Annotated in this window: 20 protein-coding genes and 1 pseudogene; 11 read left to right on the plus strand and 10 right to left on the minus strand. The window is 72.8% G+C overall.

From position 1 onward, the window contains the following. Positions 1-85 precede the first annotated feature (85 nt). The 3 genes from ACGFYV_RS32265 to ACGFYV_RS32275 are packed head-to-tail and all read right to left on the minus strand — an operon-like array spanning position 86 to position 1,342. Positions 86-580: a zf-HC2 domain-containing protein gene (locus tag ACGFYV_RS32265; RefSeq protein WP_393882060.1), complete on the minus strand. Its 495-nt coding sequence runs from the start codon at positions 578-580 to the stop codon at positions 86-88. Continuing rightward, entirely contained in the window at positions 577-1,176 is a 600-nt protein-coding gene (locus ACGFYV_RS32270; RefSeq protein ID WP_393882061.1) for an RNA polymerase sigma factor, read from the minus strand. The genes ACGFYV_RS32265 and ACGFYV_RS32270 overlap by 4 nt, the downstream gene beginning before the upstream one ends. Before the next feature lie 25 nt (positions 1,177-1,201). Next, positions 1,202-1,342, minus strand: a complete 141-nt coding sequence (locus tag ACGFYV_RS32275) for a hypothetical protein (RefSeq protein WP_393882062.1) — start codon at positions 1,340-1,342, stop codon at positions 1,202-1,204. A 92-nt stretch (positions 1,343-1,434) separates the two neighbouring features. On the opposite strand from ACGFYV_RS32275, the gene ACGFYV_RS32280 reads away from it, so the two are divergent. The 3 genes from ACGFYV_RS32280 to ACGFYV_RS32290 all read left to right on the plus strand — a co-directional run bounded on the left by ACGFYV_RS32280 (position 1,435) and on the right by ACGFYV_RS32290 (position 4,216). Then, complete coding sequence (locus tag ACGFYV_RS32280) at positions 1,435-1,680, plus strand: hypothetical protein (RefSeq protein WP_393882063.1); 246 nt, start codon at positions 1,435-1,437, stop codon at positions 1,678-1,680. Next, the gene (gene malQ, locus ACGFYV_RS32285) at positions 1,681-3,837 is read left to right on the plus strand and encodes a 4-alpha-glucanotransferase (RefSeq protein WP_393882064.1); all 2,157 of its coding nucleotides are present in this window, start codon (positions 1,681-1,683) and stop codon (positions 3,835-3,837) included. 112 nt (positions 3,838-3,949) lie between these two features. After that, positions 3,950-4,216 (plus strand): hypothetical protein, encoded by a 267-nt coding sequence (locus ACGFYV_RS32290; protein ID WP_393882065.1) that lies wholly within the window; start codon positions 3,950-3,952, stop codon positions 4,214-4,216. A 196-nt stretch (positions 4,217-4,412) separates the two neighbouring features. Here the strand turns inward: ACGFYV_RS32290 and ACGFYV_RS32295 are convergent, their stop codons facing one another. Both ACGFYV_RS32295 and ACGFYV_RS32300 read right to left on the minus strand, forming a co-directional pair. Then, positions 4,413-5,015, minus strand: a complete 603-nt coding sequence (locus ACGFYV_RS32295) for a TetR family transcriptional regulator (protein ID WP_393882066.1) — start codon at positions 5,013-5,015, stop codon at positions 4,413-4,415. A gap of 111 nt (positions 5,016-5,126) precedes the next feature. Next, on the minus strand, positions 5,127-5,624 hold the full coding sequence (locus ACGFYV_RS32300; protein WP_393882067.1) for a MarR family winged helix-turn-helix transcriptional regulator: 498 nt from the start codon (positions 5,622-5,624) through the stop codon (positions 5,127-5,129). Between the two features lie 146 nt (positions 5,625-5,770). Between ACGFYV_RS32300 and ACGFYV_RS32305 the strand changes: the two genes are divergently transcribed. The 3 genes from ACGFYV_RS32305 to ACGFYV_RS32315 all read left to right on the plus strand — a co-directional run bounded on the left by ACGFYV_RS32305 (position 5,771) and on the right by ACGFYV_RS32315 (position 8,768). Further along, on the plus strand, positions 5,771-6,760 hold the full coding sequence (locus ACGFYV_RS32305; RefSeq protein ID WP_393882068.1) for an EamA family transporter: 990 nt from the start codon (positions 5,771-5,773) through the stop codon (positions 6,758-6,760). Positions 6,761-6,856: 96 nt separating this feature from the next. Beyond that, entirely contained in the window at positions 6,857-7,792 is a 936-nt protein-coding gene (locus ACGFYV_RS32310; RefSeq protein WP_393882101.1) for a DMT family transporter, read from the plus strand. A 34-nt stretch (positions 7,793-7,826) separates the two neighbouring features. After that, entirely contained in the window at positions 7,827-8,768 is a 942-nt protein-coding gene (locus ACGFYV_RS32315; protein WP_393882069.1) for a LysR family transcriptional regulator, read from the plus strand. A 52-nt stretch (positions 8,769-8,820) separates the two neighbouring features. Here the strand turns inward: ACGFYV_RS32315 and ACGFYV_RS32320 are convergent, their stop codons facing one another. Next, complete coding sequence (locus ACGFYV_RS32320) at positions 8,821-9,384, minus strand: DUF1203 domain-containing protein (protein WP_393882070.1); 564 nt, start codon at positions 9,382-9,384, stop codon at positions 8,821-8,823. A 460-nt stretch (positions 9,385-9,844) separates the two neighbouring features. Between ACGFYV_RS32320 and ACGFYV_RS32325 the strand changes: the two genes are divergently transcribed. Further along, entirely contained in the window at positions 9,845-10,174 is a 330-nt protein-coding gene (locus tag ACGFYV_RS32325) for a sigma factor (protein ID WP_393882102.1), read from the plus strand. On the opposite strand, the pseudogene ACGFYV_RS32330 reads toward ACGFYV_RS32325, so the two are convergent. After that, a pseudogene (locus tag ACGFYV_RS32330) lies at positions 10,104-10,989 on the minus strand (helix-turn-helix transcriptional regulator); the annotation flags it as partial. The gene ACGFYV_RS32325 and the pseudogene ACGFYV_RS32330 sit on opposite strands and share 71 nt — an antisense overlap. A gap of 144 nt (positions 10,990-11,133) precedes the next feature. Between ACGFYV_RS32330 and ACGFYV_RS32335 the strand changes: the two are divergent. Both ACGFYV_RS32335 and ACGFYV_RS32340 read left to right on the plus strand, forming a co-directional pair. After that, on the plus strand, positions 11,134-11,547 hold the full coding sequence (locus ACGFYV_RS32335; RefSeq protein WP_393882071.1) for a cupin domain-containing protein: 414 nt from the start codon (positions 11,134-11,136) through the stop codon (positions 11,545-11,547). A 54-nt stretch (positions 11,548-11,601) separates the two neighbouring features. Then, positions 11,602-12,531, plus strand: coding sequence for an alpha/beta hydrolase (locus ACGFYV_RS32340; RefSeq protein ID WP_393882072.1), 930 nt, complete (start codon positions 11,602-11,604; stop codon positions 12,529-12,531). 190 nt (positions 12,532-12,721) lie between these two features. Here ACGFYV_RS32340 and pepN read toward each other — a convergent pair whose 3' ends face one another. From pepN to ACGFYV_RS32355, 3 genes are all read right to left on the minus strand, one after another. Then, positions 12,722-15,295, minus strand: a complete 2,574-nt coding sequence (pepN, locus tag ACGFYV_RS32345; protein ID WP_393882073.1) for an aminopeptidase N — start codon at positions 15,293-15,295, stop codon at positions 12,722-12,724. A 193-nt stretch (positions 15,296-15,488) separates the two neighbouring features. Then, complete coding sequence (locus ACGFYV_RS32350; RefSeq protein WP_393882074.1) at positions 15,489-16,508, minus strand: aspartate-semialdehyde dehydrogenase; 1,020 nt, start codon at positions 16,506-16,508, stop codon at positions 15,489-15,491. A gap of 117 nt (positions 16,509-16,625) precedes the next feature. Continuing rightward, positions 16,626-18,788: a TerD family protein gene (locus ACGFYV_RS32355; protein ID WP_393882075.1), complete on the minus strand. Its 2,163-nt coding sequence runs from the start codon at positions 18,786-18,788 to the stop codon at positions 16,626-16,628. A gap of 211 nt (positions 18,789-18,999) precedes the next feature. Between ACGFYV_RS32355 and ACGFYV_RS32360 the strand changes: the two genes are divergently transcribed. Together ACGFYV_RS32360 and ACGFYV_RS32365 are read left to right on the plus strand one after the other, a co-directional pair. Beyond that, positions 19,000-19,545, plus strand: coding sequence for an RNA polymerase sigma factor (locus tag ACGFYV_RS32360; protein WP_393882103.1), 546 nt, complete (start codon positions 19,000-19,002; stop codon positions 19,543-19,545). A 1-nt stretch (position 19,546) separates the two neighbouring features. Next, positions 19,547-20,296, plus strand: a 750-nt coding sequence (locus tag ACGFYV_RS32365) for a hypothetical protein (protein ID WP_393882076.1), incomplete at its 3' end; no start/stop codon positions are given.

Raw genomic sequence — 20,296 nt, forward strand, 5'->3', positions numbered from 1 at the left:
GGAACAAGATCAGCACGCACTCCGGACACCCTGCCGACCAAGATCGTCGAGCACAAGACCCGCAGCGCAACTCATTCTGAAACGATCAGTTAGGCCTCAGTCCGGCCCCCGGCCCGGCAATCTTTGGCCCCGGTGTGGCTTCTGGCCCGGCAGTCTTCGGTCCTGGTGTGGTCCATGGCCCGGCCGCTCTCGGCCCCAGTCCGGCAGGCCCCAGCTCCGGTGTGGCCCGTAGCGCAGCCGCACTCCGCACCGAGTCCGGCACCGATACCGTCCCCGAGTCCGTCACCGAAGCCCGTTCCTCGGTGGTTCGCGGCAGGGCCTCCCGCAGCACCGCGTCCCGTACCTCCGCCAGTACCGGGCCCGCCGCCGACCCCCGTACGGCGGCGGACACCCGGGACGCGCAGCTCGCGCAGAACTCCAGATGCTTCTCCAGGGACCACGCGTCCGGTTCCGGCAGGGAGCCGTCGGCGTAGCGGGCGGCGAGGTCGCCGGTGGCGTGCCAGGCCTGTGCGCCGCCGTTCCCGCCGTTGCCGCCGTTCCTCTCGCCGTTCGTCCTGCCGCTCGTCCTGCCGTTCGTCATGCCGGGCCTCCCGCCGGGGTCGGGTTCAACTGGGCGAGAGCGGTGCGCAGTTCGGCGCGGGCGCGCCGGGCTCGGGACTTGACCGTGCCCTCGGGTATGCCGAGCAGCCGGGCCGCCTCCCGTGTGCTCAGCCCGTCGACGACGGTCGCGCGCAGCACCTCGCGCAGCTCGGGGGAGATCCGGTCGAGGGCGGTGCCGACATCGCCGTACTCGAGTCCGGCCAGCACCCGCTCCTCGGCGGAGGGCGCGGCGCCGGTGTCGTACCGGTCGGCCGGCTCCGCCTCCAGCGGCGGGCCGGCCACCCGCGCGGCCCGTTCCTGCGCCCGCCGCGCGTCGACCAGCCGGCGCGCCGCGATGGTCCACAGCCAGCCGCCGGCCTCCTGCCCGCGATGCCCGGCCGCCGACCGCCACACGGTCACGAAAGTGTCCTGCAGCACCTCCCGCACGACCTCCGGGTCCGCGCAGCGCCGTGTCAGCCGCGCGTGCAGCCACCCCGCGTGCCGGTCGTACAGGTCGGCCAGCGCCGCCGGATCCCCCGCCGAGAGGGCCCGCAGCAGCGCCGCGTCCTCGCCGTCCGTCTCCCGGTGGCCCCCCATGGGGCGGAACAGTCTCACACCCCGTCTATCGACCGGCCGCCCGAAGCCGGATCACGTGGATCGCATAGATCACGCGGATCACGCGGATCGCACAGATCGCACAGATCACGTGGATCACACAGGTCACACGGATCACGTGGGTCACCGGATCACGGCGCGTGTGCATCCATGCTCCCCCCGGTCCTGGGAGTGTCGCCGCCTTCCCGGGGTAGGCCTGCGGTAATCCATTCAGAAGCCGTACTCGACAAGGAGGCCCCCGTGGCCGCACCGGCTCACCTGTCCATCCCGGCCCAGTGGAAACCCGCGGCGGTACTGTCCGCCGACACCGACGAGGGCCCCCTGGGCGCGTTCAGTGCGGAGGGCGCCTCCGTGGAGGCGCCGCTGACCAGCGAACCGCCGCTGCCCGACGCCGAACCCCTGACCAGTGAGCCGCCCCTCGCCGACGCCGCCCCGCTGACCAGCGAGTCCGACCCGGTCGCCGGCTTCTTCGCCCCGGGGCCGTAGATGACCGCGGCGCACGACGACGAGGAGTTGTCCCGGCTCGCCGAGCTGCACGGAGTCGCCACCTCCTACAGCCCGTCCCCGGACCGCACGGTCACGGTCCCCGCCTCCGCCGTGGCCGCCGCCCTGACCGCCCTCGGCGTCGACGCGAGCACCCCCGACGCCGTACGCGCCGCACTCGCCGAGCGGGAACGCGAACTGCGCGAGCGACTGCTGCCGCCCACGCTGGTCCGCTGGACCGGCCGGGAGGGCCGAGGCCCGGACTCCGGCCCGGACGATCACGACCCCCGCCCCGACCCCCTCGCCGCCCTGCCCCCCGGCACCCGCCTGAGCGTCGAGACCGAGCAGGGGGACGTACGGGACCGCGCCGACGACCTGCCCGCCGGTGTCCACCGGGTCACCGCCACCGCCCCCGACGGCCGCACCGGGCACGCCCACCTCATCGTCGCGCCGGACCGGCTGCCCGCCCCCGCCACCCGCTCCTACGGCCTCCTCGTCCAGCTGTACTCGCTGCTCTCCCACCGCTCCTGGGGCATGGGCGACCTCGGCGACCTCGGCGAGCTGGCCGGCTGGGCCGGACGCACCGCCGGGGCCGGATTCGTCCAGGTCAACCCGTTGCACGCGGCCGTACCGGGTGCCCCGACCGACCCGTCGCCGTACCGGCCCTCCTCCCGTCGCTTCCCCGACCCGGTGCACCTGCGGATCGAGGACGTCCCCGAGTTCGCGTACGTCGCCGACCAGGACCGCGTCCGCACCCTGCTGGAGCGCGCCGAGCGGCTGCGCGCCGACGTCCTCGACAAGGGCGCCCTCATCGACCGCGACGCCGTGTGGGAGCTGAAGCGGGAGGCCCTGGAACTGGTCGTCCGCGTACCGCTCGGGCCGGGCCGGCAGGCCGCCTACGACGCCTTCCGCGCCGCCGAGGGACAGGCCCTGGAGGACCACGCCACCTGGTACGCCCTCGCCGAGACCTACGGCTCCGACTGGTACGGCTGGCCCGAGGCGCTGCGCGACCCGCGCTCCGCCGGGACCGCCCGCGCCCGCGCCGCGCTGGCCGACCGCGTCGACTTCCACAGCCGCCTCGCCTGGCTCACCGACGGCCAGCTCCGCGCCGCCCAGCGCACCGCCAGGGAGGCCGGGATGCCCGTCGGGATCGTGCACGACCTCGCCGTCGGCGTCCATCCCGGCGGCGCGGACGCCTGGGCGCAGCAGGACCACTTCGCCGCCGGCATGTCCGTCGGCGCCCCGCCCGACGCCTTCAACGCCCGCGGCCAGGACTGGGGGCTGCCGCCCTGGCGCCCCGACCGGCTCGCCGCCTCCGGCCACGCCCCCTACCGCCACCTCCTGCGCGCCCTCTTCCGCTACGCGGGCGCCCTGCGCATCGACCACGTCATGGGCCTGTTCCGGCTCTGGTGGATCCCCCAGGGCAGCCCGCCCACCGAAGGTACCTACGTCCGTTACGACGCCGACGCCATGCTCGCCCTCCTCGCCCTGGAGGCCTCCCGCGCCGGGTCCGTGGTGATCGGCGAGGACCTCGGCACGGTGGAGCCCGGAGTGCGCGAGACACTGCACCGGCACGGGGTGCTCGGCACCTCCGTGCTGTGGTTCGAACGGGACTGGGACGGCGACGGCCACCCGCTGCCCCCCGAACGCTGGCGCCCCGACTGCCTGGCCACCGCCACCACCCACGACCTGCCACCCACCGCGTCCCGCCTCACCGGCGAACACGTCGACCTGCGCGACCGCCTCGGCCTGCTCGCCCGTTCCGCCGCCGTGGAGCGCGCGGAGGCCACCGCGGACACGGCGGAATGGCTCGCCCTGCTGGGCAGCCTGGGCCTGCTCGACGATCCCGCCACCACTTCTTCCACCTCTTCCACCTCTTCCACGCCTTCCACGCCTTCCACGTCTTCCGAGGAGGAGGCGGAGATCCAGGCCGTCCACCGCTTCCTGCTGCGCACCCCGGCCCGCCTGATCGGCGTCTGGCTCCCCGACGGCATCGGCGACCGCCGCCCGCAGAACCTCCCCGGCACCTGGGACCAGTACCCGAACTGGCGGCTGCCCATCGCCGACGCGGACGGCAGACCGGTGAGCCTGGAGGAACTGGCCGCTTCGCCCAGGTTGCGGGCATTGCTGCGCGTTCTCCGGGACGGAGAGGGGGCGTGAGCCGGTTGTGAACCGCCCCAAAGGGCGCCGGGAGCGCGCCGGGAACGCGCCGGGAACGCTGGTACGGGACCCCGGACGCGCGCCCTTCCGGGTGATTCGCTAACTTGAGACCGTGGACAAGAAGAACGCCCTGCGCGCCGGCGCCCTGGCCGCCGGTACGACGCTGATGATGCTGCTCATGTCGTCCCCTGCCCTCGCGCTGACCCGCGACGACGGCGACGACCCCGGCCACGGTCTGAGCATCATCCAGACCGTGGGTCTCTACGTGGTGGCCCCGCTGGTCGTGTTCCTGGTGATCGCCGGCCTGGTCATGGTCCTGGACAAGTCCAAGGTCCGGGTCACGAAGGGCTCTTCGTCCAAGGCCGCCGCGAAGGCCTGACGCGAAGGCCTGACCGGCTATTGGCCACAGGCCACGAGCCGCCGGTCACAGGCCACAGGGCTCCAGCCACCGGAACCGATCGCCGAGAGGGCGCCGGTCCTCCCGTTCGTACGCGCGCGACGACGCCGCCGTACGCCGGGTGAGGACGGCGCCCTCGGTGTTTTCCCGTCGCCGCTTTCCCGGTCGCCGCGTCTCCTCAGGGGCTCGGCGCTGTCAGATACCGCTGGACGGTCGGGCCCACCCATGCCACCACCTCCTCGTGGTGCAGCGCCACCACCGGCGGCAGCCGCAGCACGTAACGGGTGAGCGCCACCCCGAGAACCTGCGCGGCGACCAGCCCGGCCCGCGCCGGAACCTGCTCGGCATCCGGGCACACCTGCCGCGCCACCGGCATCAACTGGTCCCGGAAGACACCCTGCAGCCGCTCCGCCGCGGCCTGATCGGTGACGCCGACCCGGAGCATGGCCGTCAGCTCCCCGTTCTCCTCCCACATCCGCAGGAAGTGGGTCACCAGTGTCCGCCCGACCTCGTCCCGCGGCACCCGGGTCAGGTCGGGCAGCCGCAGATCAAGGGTGACCGCCGCGGCGAACAACCCCTCCTTGCTGCCGAAGTAGCGCATCACCATGGACGGATCGATGCGCGCGTCCCTGGCGATGGCCCGGATGGTCGCCCGCGCGTACCCGTCGGCGGCGAAGCGCTCGCGGGCGGCGGCGAGGATCGTGCCACGAGTGGCGTCGGAGCGGCGCCGGGTACTGCCGGAACTGGAATCTGTGGTGGTGCTGCTGTCGCTGGCGCTCATGCCAACGAGCGTAGGCCAACGCGCGTGGGTCAACGGGTGTTGGGTGACGACCCGGCATCTGGGCCCGCGCGCCTGAGGGGCGGCGGATCGTCGGCGGATCCGGCGGTACGGCTACTCGGCCGTCGTGCGCAGCAAGTTCCGCAACAGGTCGGCCAGTTGGTCGGCCTGTTCGTCGTCGAGGGCGGAGAGTGCGGCCCGCTGTTCGGTCAGGCCCGCGCCGACCACCTCGTCGATCAGCCGCAGGCCCTCCTCGGTGAGGGTCACGCGCAGGGCGCGCCGGTCGTGCGGGTCGGGGGAGCGGCGCAGCAGTCCGGCCCGTTCCAGTTTGTCCAGGCGGCCGGTCATCCCGCCGGTGGTGAGCATGAGGGTCGAGGACAGCTCGCGCGGCGAGAGGGTGTACGGCTCGTCGGAGCGGCGCAGGGTGGCCAGGACGTCGAACTCGCCGCGGGAGATGCCGTAGGGCTCGTAGGCCTTCTCCATCCGGTCGCCCATCGCGCGCGACAGGCGGAAGATCCGGCCGAAGACCTCCATCGCGCGGGTGTCGAGGTCGGGCCGCACCCGCGCCCACTGGTCGACGATCGCGTCGACGGGGTCCTTGTGCTGCTGCATGCGCCGAGTATCCGCCCGGATTCCAGTCGTTCGCAAGCAAGTGGCTTGACGGTAAGCGGATTGAAGATAAGTGGCTTGACGTTAAGTAGCTTAGTGCTAAGTTGATTAGCGTTGACCCACTCGGCTTCTCCGGAAGGGTGCCTCCCATGGCCGCCAGCCGCGCCGCCCGTACCGCCCTCATCGCCGTCACCGCGCTCGCCCCCGCCTCCTGGGGCACCACCTACGCCGTCACCACCGAGTTCCTGCCGCCGGACCGGCCGCTGTTCACGGGCCTGATGCGGGCCCTGCCGGCCGGGCTGCTGCTGCTCGCCCTGTCCCGCACGGTGCCGCGCGGCGCCTGGTGGGGGAAGGCGGCCGTGCTGGGTGCGCTGAACATCGGCGCGTTCTTCCCGCTGCTGTTCCTGTCCGCGTACCGGTTGCCGGGCGGCATGGCGGCGGTCGTCGGCTCGGTGGGCCCGCTGTTCGTGGTCGGGCTCTCGGCGGTGCTGCTCGGGCAGCGGGCGACCGTCCGCTCGGTGCTCACCGGGATCGCGGCCGCGTCCGGTGTCAGCCTGGTCGTGCTGAAGGCCGCCGGGGCGCTGGACACGATCGGCGTGCTGGCGGCCCTCGCCGCCACCGCGTCGATGTCCACCGGCACGGTCCTCACCAAGAAGTGGGGCCGGCCCGAGGGCGTCGGCCCGCTCGCCCTGACCGGCTGGCAACTGACCGCGGGCGGCCTGCTCATCGCCCCGCTCGCTCTGCTCGTCGAGGGCGCCCCGCCCGCCCTGGACGCCCCGGCGATCGGCGGCTACCTCTACCTCGCGCTGGGCAACACGGCGGTGTCGTACTGGCTCTGGTTCCGTGGCATCGGCCGCCTCACCGCCACGCAGGTCACCTTCCTCGGCCCGCTCTCCCCGCTGACCGCCGCCGTCGTCGGCTGGGCGACCCTCGGCCAGGCCCTCACCCCGGTCCAGGTGGCGGGCATGGCGCTGGCGTTCGGCGCGACGATCGCCGGACAGCTGGGAGGCGGGTCCGGGGAGGCTGCGAAGGTGGCGAGCGCGGTGAACGCGGTGAAGGGCGCGCAATCGTTCAGTTCTGCTGAAAAGAATGTCCAGAAGGTTTCGATGGACCTGACAGGTACGGCGCTGCGACGGTAGGGCCGCGCCGATCGCGCCGATCGCGCCGCTTGCGCCGCTCGCCTCGCAGAAAGGACCTTCGTGGCCCTGGCCCACCGGAAGACCCGCACCGCCGCGCTGACCACCACCCTCACCACCACCCTCGCCACCACTCTCACCCGTACGAGCCCGAGGACGGCCCCCGTCCTCGGGCTCGTCTGTGCCGCCCTCGCCACGGTCGTCTGGTCCGGCAGCTTTGTGACGTCCCGTGCGCTGCACGACAGCGTCCCGCCCGTCCAGCACGCCTTCTGGCGCTGGGTGATCGCCCTCCTTGCCGTCGCTCCCTTCGGCGCCCGGCAGGCGTGGCGGCAGCGGGCGCACTTCCGTCGGCACCGCCGCTACGTGCTCCTGGCCTCGCTGTTCGGCGTCGCCGTCTACAACACCCTCGTCAACCAGGCCGGGTTGACCACCCCGGCCGCCAGCATGGGCATGATCATGGCCGCCTCGCCGGTGCTCATGGCCGTGTTCGAGCGGCTGGGCGGGGTACGGCTCGGCGCGCGGCGGACCGCCGGGCTGCTGACGGCCTGCGCGGGTGTCGTGCTGCTCATGGGCGGCGGGGCCGGCTTTGGCGCGGGTGACCTGTGGATGATCGCCGCGGCCTGCTCCTTCGCCGGCTACAGCGCCCTGCTCCGCCGCCGCCCGGCCGAACTCGGCGGTACCGCCTTCCTGTTCACGACGTTCCTGCTCGGCATCGTCATGCTGCTGCCCGCCCAGGTGGTCAGCCTCGCCGTCCAGGGCGGCTTCCGGCCGACACCCGGCACTGTGCTGCCCCTGCTGTACGTCGGCGTGGCCTCCTCGGCGGTCGCCTTCTTCGCCTGGAACACGTCCATCTCCCTGATCGGCGCCACCCGCGCCGGGATCGTCTACTACCTCCAGCCCGTGTGCGTGGCCCTGCTGTCCCGGGCGCTGCTCGGCGAGCGCACCACCTGGCCCCAACTCCTGTGCATGGCCCTCATCCTGGGCGGCGTCATGCTGGGCGCGGGATCCCGAGAATCCCGGGGATCCCGAGAGTGACGGGACGGCGAAGGGCGGCGTGTAGCGTGCGGACATGGCCGAGTGGGACCTGAGGAAGCTGCGGATCCTGCGCACACTGCGCGAACGGGGCACCGTCACCGCGACCGCCGAGGCCCTGCACATGACCCCCTCCGCCGTCTCCCAGCAGCTCACCAACCTCTCCCGGCAACTCGGCGTCCCCCTGCTGGAGGCTCACGGACGCCGGGTACGGCTCACCGACGCGGCCCGGCTGGTGCTGCGGCACGCGGAGGGCGTGTTCGAGCAACTGGAGCGTGCCGAAGCCGAGTTGACCGCCTACGCCCAGGGGGAGGCCGGCGAGGTGAGGGTCGGCGCCTTCTCCACGGCGGTGCCCGCCCTCGTCGTACCGGCCGTACGGGCGCTGCGCCGCAGCCACCCCGGCGTGGGCGTGCGGGTGCGGGAGGCGGAGGCCGCCGAGGCCTACGAGCTGCTGGCCGCCGGGGAGGTCGACCTCGCCCTGTCCCTCGCGGCCGAGGCCCCGAGCGCCGCCGACCCCCGCTTCACCCGGATCCCCCTCCTCGCCGACCCGCTGGACATCGCCCTGCCCCCGGACCACCCCCTCGCCGGCGCGCCCGGTGTGGCCCTCACGGATCTCGCCGCCGAGCCCTGGATCTTCGGCGGCAGCGGCCCCTGGTCCGACATCACCCGCCGCGCCTGCGAGGCCGCCGGCTTCAGCCCCCACCAGGGTCACTCGGCGTCCGGCTGGACCGCGATCCTCGCCATGGTGGAGGCGGGGATGGGCGTGGCCCTGGTGCCGAGGATGGCGGCGGGCCGCCGGGACGGCGTGGTCCTGCGCGAGCTGTCCGCGGACCGGCCGGTCCGGCACGTCGTGGCGGCGGTGCGCAGGGGCGCGGAGGCGGGAGCGGCCGTGGCCAGAGTGCTGGGGGCGCTGCGGGCGGCGGCGAAGGACGCCACGGGTGACTCCGCGGGCGACTCCATGGGCGACTCCGCGGGCTGACCCGCGTGGGCTGACTCGCGGGGGCAGGCGAGGGGCGGCCCGTTTCCGGGGCCTACGGCCGGCGCACCTCGTAGAGGAAGCAGCCGTACTCCACCGCCCGCACGTGCACCAGCGCCACCTCCGGATCGGCGAAGGCCTCGGCGAAGGCTTCCGTGAAGGCCTCCGTGAAGGCCTCCGTGAAGGCCGACTCGACGCCGGCCGGGATCTCGACCAGGCGGCCCCCGAGGATGCGGCCGTCGGCGGAGTAGCGGCGCACCGTGCGGTGGGCCTGGGTGAAGGGCAGGGTGTCGTCGTCCGGCCCCGGGCACGCGGTGGCGTGGATGAAGACGGGACCCTGCTCGTCGTAGGCACCCGGGTCGGCGCCCGTCTCGGCCGCCCAGCGGCGCAGCGGCGCGTACGAGACGAGGGCGATGCGCTCACCGGGCACACTGCGGCGCAGACAGCAGCGCAGCGGTGCGCCGCCCTCGTCGTCGGTGAAGGGGGCCAGGGGGCGGCCGGCGTCGTCGGCGGTGCGCAGTTCCCCGAGCGCGGCGGGGGACAGCGGCCGTGCGGTGTAGGTCGGCTGTGCGGGGTGAGTTGGCGGTGCGATGGGAGTGGGCGTGGTCATCGTGGTCATACGGTCAGCCTCGCGCGCGGCCGGAACGGTTTCCGGCGGGATCCGGACGTCGTTCTCGGCCCGCGCAAACCCGCGCGAGCTGCTCAAGCCCGCGCGAGCCGCTCAAGCCCGCTCACCGTGGACCGCTGGCCGTCCTGGCGCAGGTGCGGAAGGATCGCGGGCGCCGGGACGACGAACAGAGGAGCCCATGACCGTCGAGACCTGCGCGAGCTGCGGCGGCCCCCTTCCCGCGCGGGCCGGCCGCCGCGGTCGCGGCTCGGTGTACTGCTCCGCCGCGTGCCGGCAGAAGGCGTACCGGGAACGGCAGCACGGTCAGGGCGAGGACAGTGTGCGGGGCCTGATCGAGGACATCGGGCGACAGGTGGAGGAGTTGCCTCCCGAGCCGCCGGCCCTGCTCTACACCGGGGTGAGCGAACTGTCCTCCTCCGTCGCCCGGTTGCGGCGCATCGCCCGTACGGCCATGGACACGGCGTCCGCGGATTCCGTCACGCCCGCGGCCGTTACGGAAAACCCGGGCGCATCTCGTTCCGCCACGCGGGATTCCGTCACGGACTTCGCTACGGATCCCGTTACGGAAATCCAGATCCCCGCCGAACACGCCTTCACCGAGGCCGACTTCGCCGCCCTCACCGAGTCCCACCGGCGCGGGATCCGCGCCCACTGCTACCGCATGACGGGCTCGTACGACGACGCCGAGGACCTTGTGCAGGACACGTTCCTGCGGCCCAGGCGGCGAGGAGCTGGAGCCTGTCGTGGTCGGGGGTGCGGGGCGGGGCGCTGTAGGCCATGAGGGTGGGGCCGGGCTGGGCGGGCAGTTCCATGGCGTCGAAGTCGAGGGTGATCTCGCCGACGGCGGGGTGGTGGAAGGCCTTGCGGCCGCAGTAGTGCAGGCGCACGTTGTGTTTGGCCCAGGCGGTGCGGAATTCGTCGCTGCGGGTGACGAGTTCGCCGATCAGGCCGGTCAGGCCGGTCAGGCCGATCAGGCCGGTCAGGCCGGTCAGCCCGGTGTCGCCGGGGGCGCGGCCGGCTTCGGTGCGCAGCAGGGAGACGGTCGTGTTCACCGCGTCCTCCCAGTGGGGGAAGAAGGCGCGTCCGGCGGGGTCGAGGAACTGGAAGCGGGCGATGTTGACCGGCTGCCGGGAGTCGCCGGCGTACAGCGGGCTGTACAGGGCGCGGCAGAGGGGGTTGGCCGCGAGGATGTCCAGGCGTCCGTTCCTGATGAAGGCCGGGCAGTCGCCCATGGAGTCCAGGACGCGGAGCACGCTGTCCGGCAGCGGTCCGCGTGGGCGTCTGGTGCGGCGGGCGGGGCGTTTGGCGGCGGCGCGGGCCAGGTCGTAGAGGTGGGCGCGCTCGGCGTCGTCGAGCTGGAGGGCGCCCGCGACGGCGTCGAGGACGTCCTTGGACGCGCCGGCCAGACGGCCGCGCTCCAGGCGGACGTAGTAGTCGATGCTGACGCCGGCGAGCAGGGCGACTTCCTCGCGGCGCAGGCCGGGCACGCGCCGGTTGCCGCCTAAGCGACGCCTAAGCGGGCAGCCCCGCCTGCTGGGGGCTGACCTTGGCGCGGCGGGAGGCCAGGAACTCGCGAATGTCACTCTCAGTGCTCACGTCTCCAGGCTAGAGCGGCTTCGGCGCGTGTGGGGGGTTCTGTCATTACCTGGAACGGCAGGCCCTTCTCCAGGTCTGTGACCTGGAGTTTCCTCGATATCGACGCCGAGCGGAGGTCGTTTTCGGCTCGGCTGGAAGGACACCATGGAATTCGTCAAGCAGCAGCCCACCGTCAAGGCGCCGGCCGACTGGTTCACCGGTGACGTCTGGTTCGACGTGATCTGCGCCGGTCGGGAACCGTCCCGGATGCGGGCCAACCTGGTCCGCTTCTCTCCCGGCGCCCGCACCCACTGGCACTCCCACGTGCTGGGCCAGACCCTGCACGTCGTCTCCGGCACCGCCCTGATCGGCACCCGCGACGGCACCGTCCTCGAAGCCCGGCCCGGCCAGACCGTCACCTGCCCGCCCGGCGAGGAGCACTGGCACGGCGCCACCGGCGACCGGTTCATGGAGCACATCGCGATGTGGGAGGGCAAGGGCGACGGCGGCGAGGAGACCACCTGGCTGGAGCCCGTCACCGACGAGCAGTACGCACGCTCCCGGACAACCGGCCACTGAACCGGCTGAACCACACCCCCCCACCACACAGGAACAAGCACACAGGAACAAGCAGTGGAAACCATCACCTTCGCCAACGGCCCCCTCACCATGTCCGGCAACCTCTGCCTGCCGGCGAACTTCGACGCCAGCCGCAGCTACCCGGCGATCGTCACCGTCCACCCCGGCGGCGGCGTGAAGGAGCAGGTCTCCGGCCTGTACGCGAGCAAGCTCGCCGAGCAGGGCTTCGTGGCCCTCGCCTTCGACGCCTCCTTCCAGGGCGACAGCGGCGGCGAGCCGCGCCACCTGGAAGACCCCTACGCCCGCGTCGACGACGTGCGCGCGGCCGTCGACCACCTGCAGTCCCTGCCCTACGTCGACCCCGAGCGCATCGGCGCCCTGGGCATCTGCGCCGGCGGCGGCTACACCGTCAGCGCCGCGATGACCGACTACCGCGTCAAGGCCCTGACCACCGTCAGCGCCGTCAACATCGGCACCTCCTTCCGCCGCAACTGGTACGGCACCGACTCCGACGCCGCAGCCGTCCCCACCCTCCGGGCCCTCGCCCGGCAGCGCACGGCGGAGGCCCAGGGCGCCGAGGCAGCCCACCTCCCCTACGTTCCGGCCGAACCGGACGAGAACACCCCCCGCGACCTGGTCGAAGCAGGCGACTACTACCTCACCCCCCGCGCCCAGCACCCCAACGCCAAGAACACGTTCCTGTTCACCAAGAGCGTCTCGCGGATCTTCACCTTCGACGCCTTCCACATGGTCGAGGACCTGCTCACCCAGCCCGTCCTCGTCGTGGCCGGCAGCGACGCGGGATCGCTGTGGATGTCCACCGAACTCCACGGCCGCGTCCGCAGCCCCAAGAAGCTCCAGGTCGTCGAGGGCGGCACCCACATGGACTTCTACGACGTCCCCGAGTACGTCGACCGCACCATCGCCGCAGCCACCCCCTTCTTCACCGAACACCTCACGGCCAGGCCCGCGGACCAGGGCTGATCCGCTAAAGAGGGTGACTTGTCACTTCGCGGCAGCTTCGGGGAGCCCACGGCCGGCACCGGCGGCCGAGGACACGGCCGGCCCAGGGCATGGCCGGCCCAGGGCATGGCCGGCCCAGGGCATGGCCGGCCCAGGGCATGGAAAAGGGCGCCCGGTGTTGCACCGGGCGCCCTTTTTGCCGTGGTGATGGTTATGCGGAGGCCGCGTCCGCGGCCTGGGCCTTCAGGGCGCGTTCGATGCCCGCGCGGGATTCCGAGACGAGCCGGCGCAGGGCGGCGTTCGGTTCGGCTGCCGACAGCCAGGCGTCGGTGCGGGTCAGGGTCTCCTCGGACACCTGGACGGCCGGGTACAGGCCGATCGCGATCTGCTGGGCGATCTCGTGGGAACGCGCGTCCCACACGTCCTTGAGGACCGCGAAGTACTTCTCCGCGTACGGCGCGATCAGCTCACGCTGGTCGGTCTGCACGAAGCCGCCGATGACGGCCTCCTGCACGGCGTTCGGCAGCTTGTCGGAGTCGATGACCGACGCCCACGCCTCCGCCTTGGCCTCCTCGGTCGGGCGGGCGGCCCGCGCGGTGGCCGCGTGCCGCTCACCGGCGGCGGTCCTGTCCCGCTCGTACTCGGCGGCGATCTCCGCCTCGTCGAACCGGCCGACCGCCGCGAGCCGCTGCACGAACGCCCAGCGCAGCTCCGTGTCGACGGCCAGACCCTCGACCGTGTGGGTGCCGTCGAGCAGGCTCTCCAGCAGGTCCAGCTGCTCCGGCGTACGCGCGGTCGCGGCGAACGCCCGCGCCCAGGCCAGCTGGTGGTCGCTGCCCGGCTCGGCCGCACGCAGGTGGGCCAGCGTGGCGTCGGTCCAGCGGGTCAGCAGGGCCTCACGGGCGGCCGGGTCGGCGTACAGGTCGATGGCGAGCTTGACCTGGCGGTGCAGGGACTGCACGACACCGATGTCGGACTCCTTGGCGATGCCGGACAGCACGAGCGCGAGGTAGTCGCGGGCCGGCATCTCGGCGTCGCGGGTCATGTCCCAGGCCGACGCCCAGCACAGGGCGCGCGGCAGGGACGCCTCGAAGTCGCCGAGGTGCTCGGTGACGGCCTTCAGCGACTCCTCGTCCAGGCGGACCTTGGCGTACGACAGGTCGTCGTCGTTGACCAGGATCACCGCGGGACGGCGCCTGCCGGCCAGCTGCGGCACGGCGGTCAGTTCGCCGTCGACGTCCAGCTCGACGCGCTCGGTGCGCACCAGCTTGCCGCTCGCCGCGTCGAGGTCGTACAGGCCGACCGCGATGCGGTGCGGGCGCAGGACCGGCTCGCCCTTCGCGCCGGCGGGCAGGGCCGGGGCCTCCTGGCGGACGGCGAAGGAGGTGATGACCCCGTTCGCGTCGGTGGCGATCCGGGGCCGCAGGATGTTGATGCCGGCCGTCTGCAGCCACTTCGTCGACCAGGTCTTCAGGTCGCGTCCGGAGGTCTCCTCCAGGGCGCCCAGCAGGTCGGACAGGCGCGTGTTGCCGAACGCGTGCGCCTTGAAATAGGCCTGCACGCCCGTGAAGAACTCGTCCATGCCGACGTACGCGACGAGCTGCTTGAGGACGGAGGCGCCCTTGGCGTACGTGATGCCGTCGAAGTTGACGAGCACGTCGTCCAGGTCGCGGATGTCCGCCATGATCGGGTGCGTGGAGGGCAGCTGGTCCTGCCGGTACGCCCAGGTCTTCATCGAGTTGGCGAACGTGGTCCACGAGTGGGGCCACTTCGAGCCGGGCGCGTAGGCCTGGCAGGCGATGGAGGTGTAGGTGGCGAACGACTCGTTCAGCCACAGGTCGTTCCACCACTCCATGGTGACCAGGTCGCCGAACCACATGTGGGCCAGCTCGTGCAGGATCGTCTCCGCACGCACCTCGTACGCCGCGTCGGTCACCTTGGACCGGAAGACGTACTGGTCGCGGATGGTCACCGCGCCCGCGTTCTCCATCGCGCCCGCGTTGAACTCCGGCACGAACAGCTGGTCGTACTTGGCGAACGGGTAGGCGTAGTCGAACTTCTCCTGGAACCAGTCGAAGCCCTGCCGGGTCACCTCGAAGATCGCGTCCGAGTCGAGGAACTCGGCGAGCGAGGGACGGCAGTAGATGCCGAGCGGCACGGACTGCCCGTCCTTCTCGTACACGCTGTGCACCGAGTGGTACGGGCCGACGATCAGCGCCGTGATGTACGACGAGATGCGCGGCGTCGGCTCGAAGGCCCAGACGTCGTCCTTGGGCTCGGGCGTCGGCGAGTTGGAGACGACCGTCCAGCCGGACGGCGCCTTCACCGTGAACCGGAAGGTCGCCTTCAGGTCCGGCTGCTCGAAGGACGCGAAGACGCGGCGGGCGTCCGGCACCTCGAACTGGGTGTACAGGTAGGCCTGTTCGTCCACCGGGTCGACGAAGCGGTGCAGGCCCTCGCCGGTGTTCGTGTACGCGCAGTCGGCGACGACACGCAGTTCGTTGCGGCCCTCCAGGAGACCCGGGAGCGCGATCCGCGAGTCCTTGAAGACCTCGGCGGCATCGAGCGCGTCACCGTTCAGGGTCACCTCGTGGACCGTCGGCGCGACCAGGTCGATGAAGGTCTCGGCGCCCGGCCGGGCGACGTCGAAGCGCACCGTGGTCAGGGACCTGTAGGTACCGCCCTCCTGCGCGCCGGAGAGGTCGAGATCGATCTCGTACGAGTCGACGGTGAGCAGCTCCGCCCGCTGCCGCGCCTCTTCGCGAGTCAGGTTTGTGCCAGGCACGCGGTCATCTCCTCGTTATGTGTGGGTTGCGCCATCCTTCCATGTGATCCGGCAGAAACGCGATGTACAGAAGCGGGCGGCCCCCGCGTGCAAAAGTGGGCAGCCCCCCGCGTGCGAAAGCGGGCGGCCCCCCGCGCCGGGCAGGGGGCCGCCGCCGGCCGGTGGGCCGGTGTCCGCTTCGTCGCTGCGGTGCCTACTTCGAGGACAGCTCCGCCGCCACCAGCTCCGCGAGCTGGACGGCGTTCAGCGCGGCGCCCTTGCGGAGGTTGTCGTTGGAGATGAACAGGGCGAGACCGTTGTCCACGGTCTCGTCGCGGCGGATGCGGCCGACGAACGCCGGGTCCTGGCCGGCCGCCTGCAGCGGGGTGGGGATGTCGGTCAGCACGACACCCGGGGCCTTCGCGAGCAGCTCGGTCGCGCGCTCCGGGGCGATCGGGCGGGCGAAACGGGCGTTGACCTGGAGGGAGTGGCCGGAGAAGACCGGGACGCGCACGCAGGTGCCGGAGACCAGCAGCTCGGGGATCTCCAGGATCTTGCGGGACTCGTTGCGCAGCTTCTGCTCCTCGTCGGTCTCGTTCAGACCGTCGTCCACGATCGAGCCGGCCATCGGGAGCACGTTGAAGGCGATCGGGCGCTTGTAGACCGCGGGCTCGGGGAAGTCCACCGCCGAACCGTCGTGGGTCAGCTTGTCCGCGTCGGCGACGACCTTCTGCGCCTGGCCGTGCAGCTCGGCCACGCCCGCGAGACCGGAGCCGGACACCGCCTGGTAGGTGGCGACGACCAGCGCCTTGAGGCCCGCCTCCTCGTGCAGCGGCTTGAGGACCGGCATCGCGGCCATGGTGGTGCAGTTCGGGTTGGCGATGATGCCCTTGGGGCGGTCCGCGATCGCGTGCGGGTTCACCTCGGCGACCACCAGCGGGACCTCGGGGTCCTTGCGCCAGGCGGAGGAGTTGTCGATCACCACGGGGCCCTGGGAGGCGACCTTCTCGGCCAGCGCCCGGGAGGTCGCGCCGCCCGCGGAGAACAGGACGATGTCGAGGTCCGAGTAGTCGGCGCTCGCCGCGTCCTCCACCGTCACGCCGTCCAGCACCGTCCCGGCCGAACGGGCCGAGGCGAACAGGCGCAGCTTGGTGACGGGGAAGTTCCGCTCGACGAGGATCCTGCGCATGACCGTGCCGACCTGACCGGTGGCTCCGACGATTCCGACCCTCACGTGCGACTCCTTTGCGTGGTTCACGATGCCCCCGCCTGACCGGGGCCTTTCCATGATGCGTCTCACCCCGGCCGGTATGTCCAATCCTTTGCCCGAGGGATGGGACCGGCGTCACCCTCAGCCCTGAAGGGCGATGCCCCACTTGCCGGACGTCCTGATCTGGAGAAATCCGCCCGGAACGCGCTGCAGACCGGAAGCCGTGCTGATCCGGCGTACCGGTTCCAGACGTTCGTCCAGTTCCCACAGCACCACGAGGTCGATCAGCCCGCGCGGCTCGTGCCGGACCATCACCTCCGCCTCGGGACCGGTGTGACGTACGACTCCATACCCCTGGCCCTCCACCCTCTTCTTCCCCAGCACCGGTGCCGTGCCCAGGCCGGCGGTCTCCAGCCGCCAGCCGGTGTCGTCGCTCGCGGCGAAGACGTGCACGTAGCAGTACCCGGCGTGCGAGACCCACAGCGGGCCGACCACCGGCCGGCGCCGCCCCGTGGTGTCGGCGGAGATCCGTATCCGGCCGTCCACCTGCAGGGCGCGGGTCTCCAGTGCCTCCGTGTCGGACGTGGTGCGGCTCAGCCCCAGCAGCACGGGCGGGCCGTCGTAGCGGAACACCGTGCTGCCGCGGCCCTCCGCCCGGCCGGTGAGCGGCGGCGCCTGTTCGATCGGCAGCAGCCGCAGGCTCCAGTCGCCCGGGTCCTCCAGCTGCAGCCGCACCTCGGGCTCGCCCGCGCGGAAGATCACGGTACGGCCGTGCAGGCCGTTGCGGGAGCCCTCCAGGAAGCGGTCCGCGTCGTCGTACTCGTCGAGCGTCTGGACCCGGTACGAGGCGAAGGAGCCGCCGGTGCCGGTGAACGCGTACTCCAGCAGCGCGGGCCGGCCGGGGGAGGGATTGGTGAGAGTGACGGTCCTGTCCCCCCGGCCCGTCCAGGCGCCGGCCTTCTGCGCCGCGGCCCCGTCGAGGACGGGCAGCGGGCGGGCGCCGAGCTGCCAGCGGCCGTCGGCCTCCAGGAGGAGCAGCAGCGGGCCGTCGGGCAGCGGGACGGTCTGCCGGAACTCGTCGGTGTCGTTGATCAGCAGGTCGTACTCGTCCGGCCGGGACAGGTGCCGGGCCTCCAGGCTCTTCAGGCCGAAGTAGCCGTGGCCGTCCTCGTCGCCGGCGAACTCGACGTCCAGGTCCGCCGCCGTACCGGTGTAGGCCACCACCTCCGGGCCGTAGCCGTGCAGGGGGCCGCTGCCCGGGTCGATCCTGCGGACCACCGACAGCGGCTGTACGACGACCGTCCAGTCGTTGTCGGCCTCGACGCGCATCCGCAGCGGGCGCCCCTCCGGGGGCAGGACGAGGGCACGGCCGCGGAAGTCGTCCAGGGTGCTGTTGTAGAGGAGGTCGTCGTCCTTGTTGCGGCGGGTCAGGGTGTGCATCCCGAAGTAGCCCTCGCCCTGGTGCCAGGCCTCGACGATCACCGGCCCCGGCGGCAGCGGAACGTCCACGGAGACCACGCCGTTGCCCCGGCCGCGCTGGGAGTACGGGTGGAACTCGGGGCCAAAGGAGTAGGGGGCGGCGTCCTGCGGGGCGGGGGCGGGTGAGAGGGAGGGGCCCGGTGAGGGGAAGGGGTTTGATGCGGACATGTGGGGCGGTGCGGGGGCGGGCATCGGTGCCGCGGGCTGCGGGGGCAGGGGGTGCTGCGGGGGCTGCCGGGGTGCCGGTATCGATGCCGCGGGCTGCGCAGGCGTCGGTATCGGCGGAGGCGCGGGTGCCGGTTCCTCCACCGCGATCCCGAAGTCCGTCGCCAGTCCCGCGAGCCCGGACGCGTAGCCCTGTCCCACGGCCCGGAACTTCCACTCCCCGCCTCGCCGGTAGAACTCCCCGAGCACGAACGCCGTCTCGCTCGTGGCGTCCGTGACCGCGTAGTGCGCCACCACCGCGCCCTGCGCCGTCAGCACCTGCGCGTACAGTCCGGGCACCTGCCCGAACACCCCGCCGTCGCAGGACCCGGCGATCAGCACCCGCTGCACGGCGGGTTCGACACGCGGCAGATCCACTTCCAGCCACTCGGCGAGCACCCCGGCGTCCTCCGCCGTACCGGTGTGGCGCACCGCGCCGGAGGGGTGGGCGGGCTGGTTGTAGAAGACGAGGTCGGCGTCACCCCTGACCTTGCCCGCCGCGTCGAGCAACAGGGCGGAGGCGTCCACGACCGGAGCGCCGGGCAGCCGCTGCCGGCAGACCGCGACCCGCAACGGAGCTGCGGGAACAGGGGTGTTGGCGCCTTTGGTGATGTACGTCATGGGGGTCATGGTGGCAGTGAAGATGGTGTGAAGTCGATGGGTTGGTCAAGTGGAGGTGCCGCGTCCGGAATTGCGGCGGGAACCGCACGGGAAGCACGCGGGAACCCCGTGGACATCACAGGGGATTGGCGCGGGAATTCGTTGCCGCCGCACCGAACGTTTCGGGCCGCTCGTGCGTCGTAGGGGCAGCGATCGGGTGAGGGGGTGGCTTGTGCTGCGCGGAGGGACGCGCCGTGAACGGCGGACGTACGCCGGCACCGGGCATGCCGGTGAGGATCCGCTGGACGCGGCCCAGGAACGCCGGGTGCGGGCGGTGCTCGCGCTCGGCGGGGTGCCGCAGACCGACCTGCCGGACGGGGTGCAGCAGGTCAGGCTGCGGCTGCTGGAGCGGGCCGCGAGCGGGCGCGAGGCGCCGCGGGACGTGTCGGCGTGGGCGGCGGTGGTCGCCTCCAACCTCGCCATGGACTGGCACCGGGCCAAGCGGCGCCAGGAGCGGCTGGGGGAGCGGCTGGCCTCGCTGCGGGAGCCCGCGCACCCGTCCGGCGAGGAGACCAGCCTGCTCTCCCTCGCCGTGGCCCGGGGCCTGGACGAACTGCCCGACGCCCAGCGCCAGGTGCTGGTCCTGCGCTTCTTCGCGGACCTGCCGGTGCGGGCGATCGCCGAGGAACTGGGCGTCCCCGAGGGCACGGTCAAGAGCAGGCTGCACACGGCGGTCCGCGCACTGCGCGACCGGCTGCACGAGGACGAGGTGGTGTGACGTGACCGCCGAACACGAGGACGCCGCGGGCGTCGACGGAGCCGGGCGGAACGCGGAGCCGGCGCACGCGGAGCACGAGGACGTGGAGTACGGCGGCATGGACGCCCTGATGGCCGCGATCACCGGTGACCCGCTGCCCCCCGCCGCCCGCCAGGACCCCGGCTTCCGCGCCGAACACCGCGCCGCCGAGGCCGACGTGGCCGTCCTGAGGCACCAGTTGACCTGGCTGGCGGAGGCGCTGACCGGCGAGCCGATGACCGGTCAGCCGATGGCCGGGGCCACGCCCGGTGAGCCCACGGCCGCACCGACCGGGGAGGACGACGCAGCCGCCACCGCCCCCGCCGAGAAGGCCACCCCGCCCGGCAGTCGCCCCCGGAGCGTCACCCGCCCCGCTGGGCAAGGGCGTCCCGGGCGGTCGCCGCGACCGGGGCGGCCGTCCGGGCGGCGCAGGGCGCTGCGGATCGCGTTCGGGACGTTCGCGGGGTCGGCGGCCCTGGGCATGGTCTTCGGGTTCGCGTACCTGGTGAGCCGGCCCGGCGGCGTGTCGGCGAGTTCGGGCGCGGCCGACGCGAAGAGCGCCGAGCAGGGCGCGGCCGTGGTCTCCGGCGACGGCGGGCGGCCCGAGGACCCGGTGCAGGCCCTGGCCTGCTACCGGCTGGTCGTGGAGGGCACCGTGGCCGCCGTGGAGCGGAAGCCGGACACCCCGGGGGCCCGGGTCGTGCTGACCGTGACGCGCTCCTACCAGCCGGCC

The organism is Streptomyces sp. NPDC048297, from assembly GCF_043201585.1.
GTDB lineage: Bacteria > Actinomycetota > Actinomycetes > Streptomycetales > Streptomycetaceae > Streptomyces.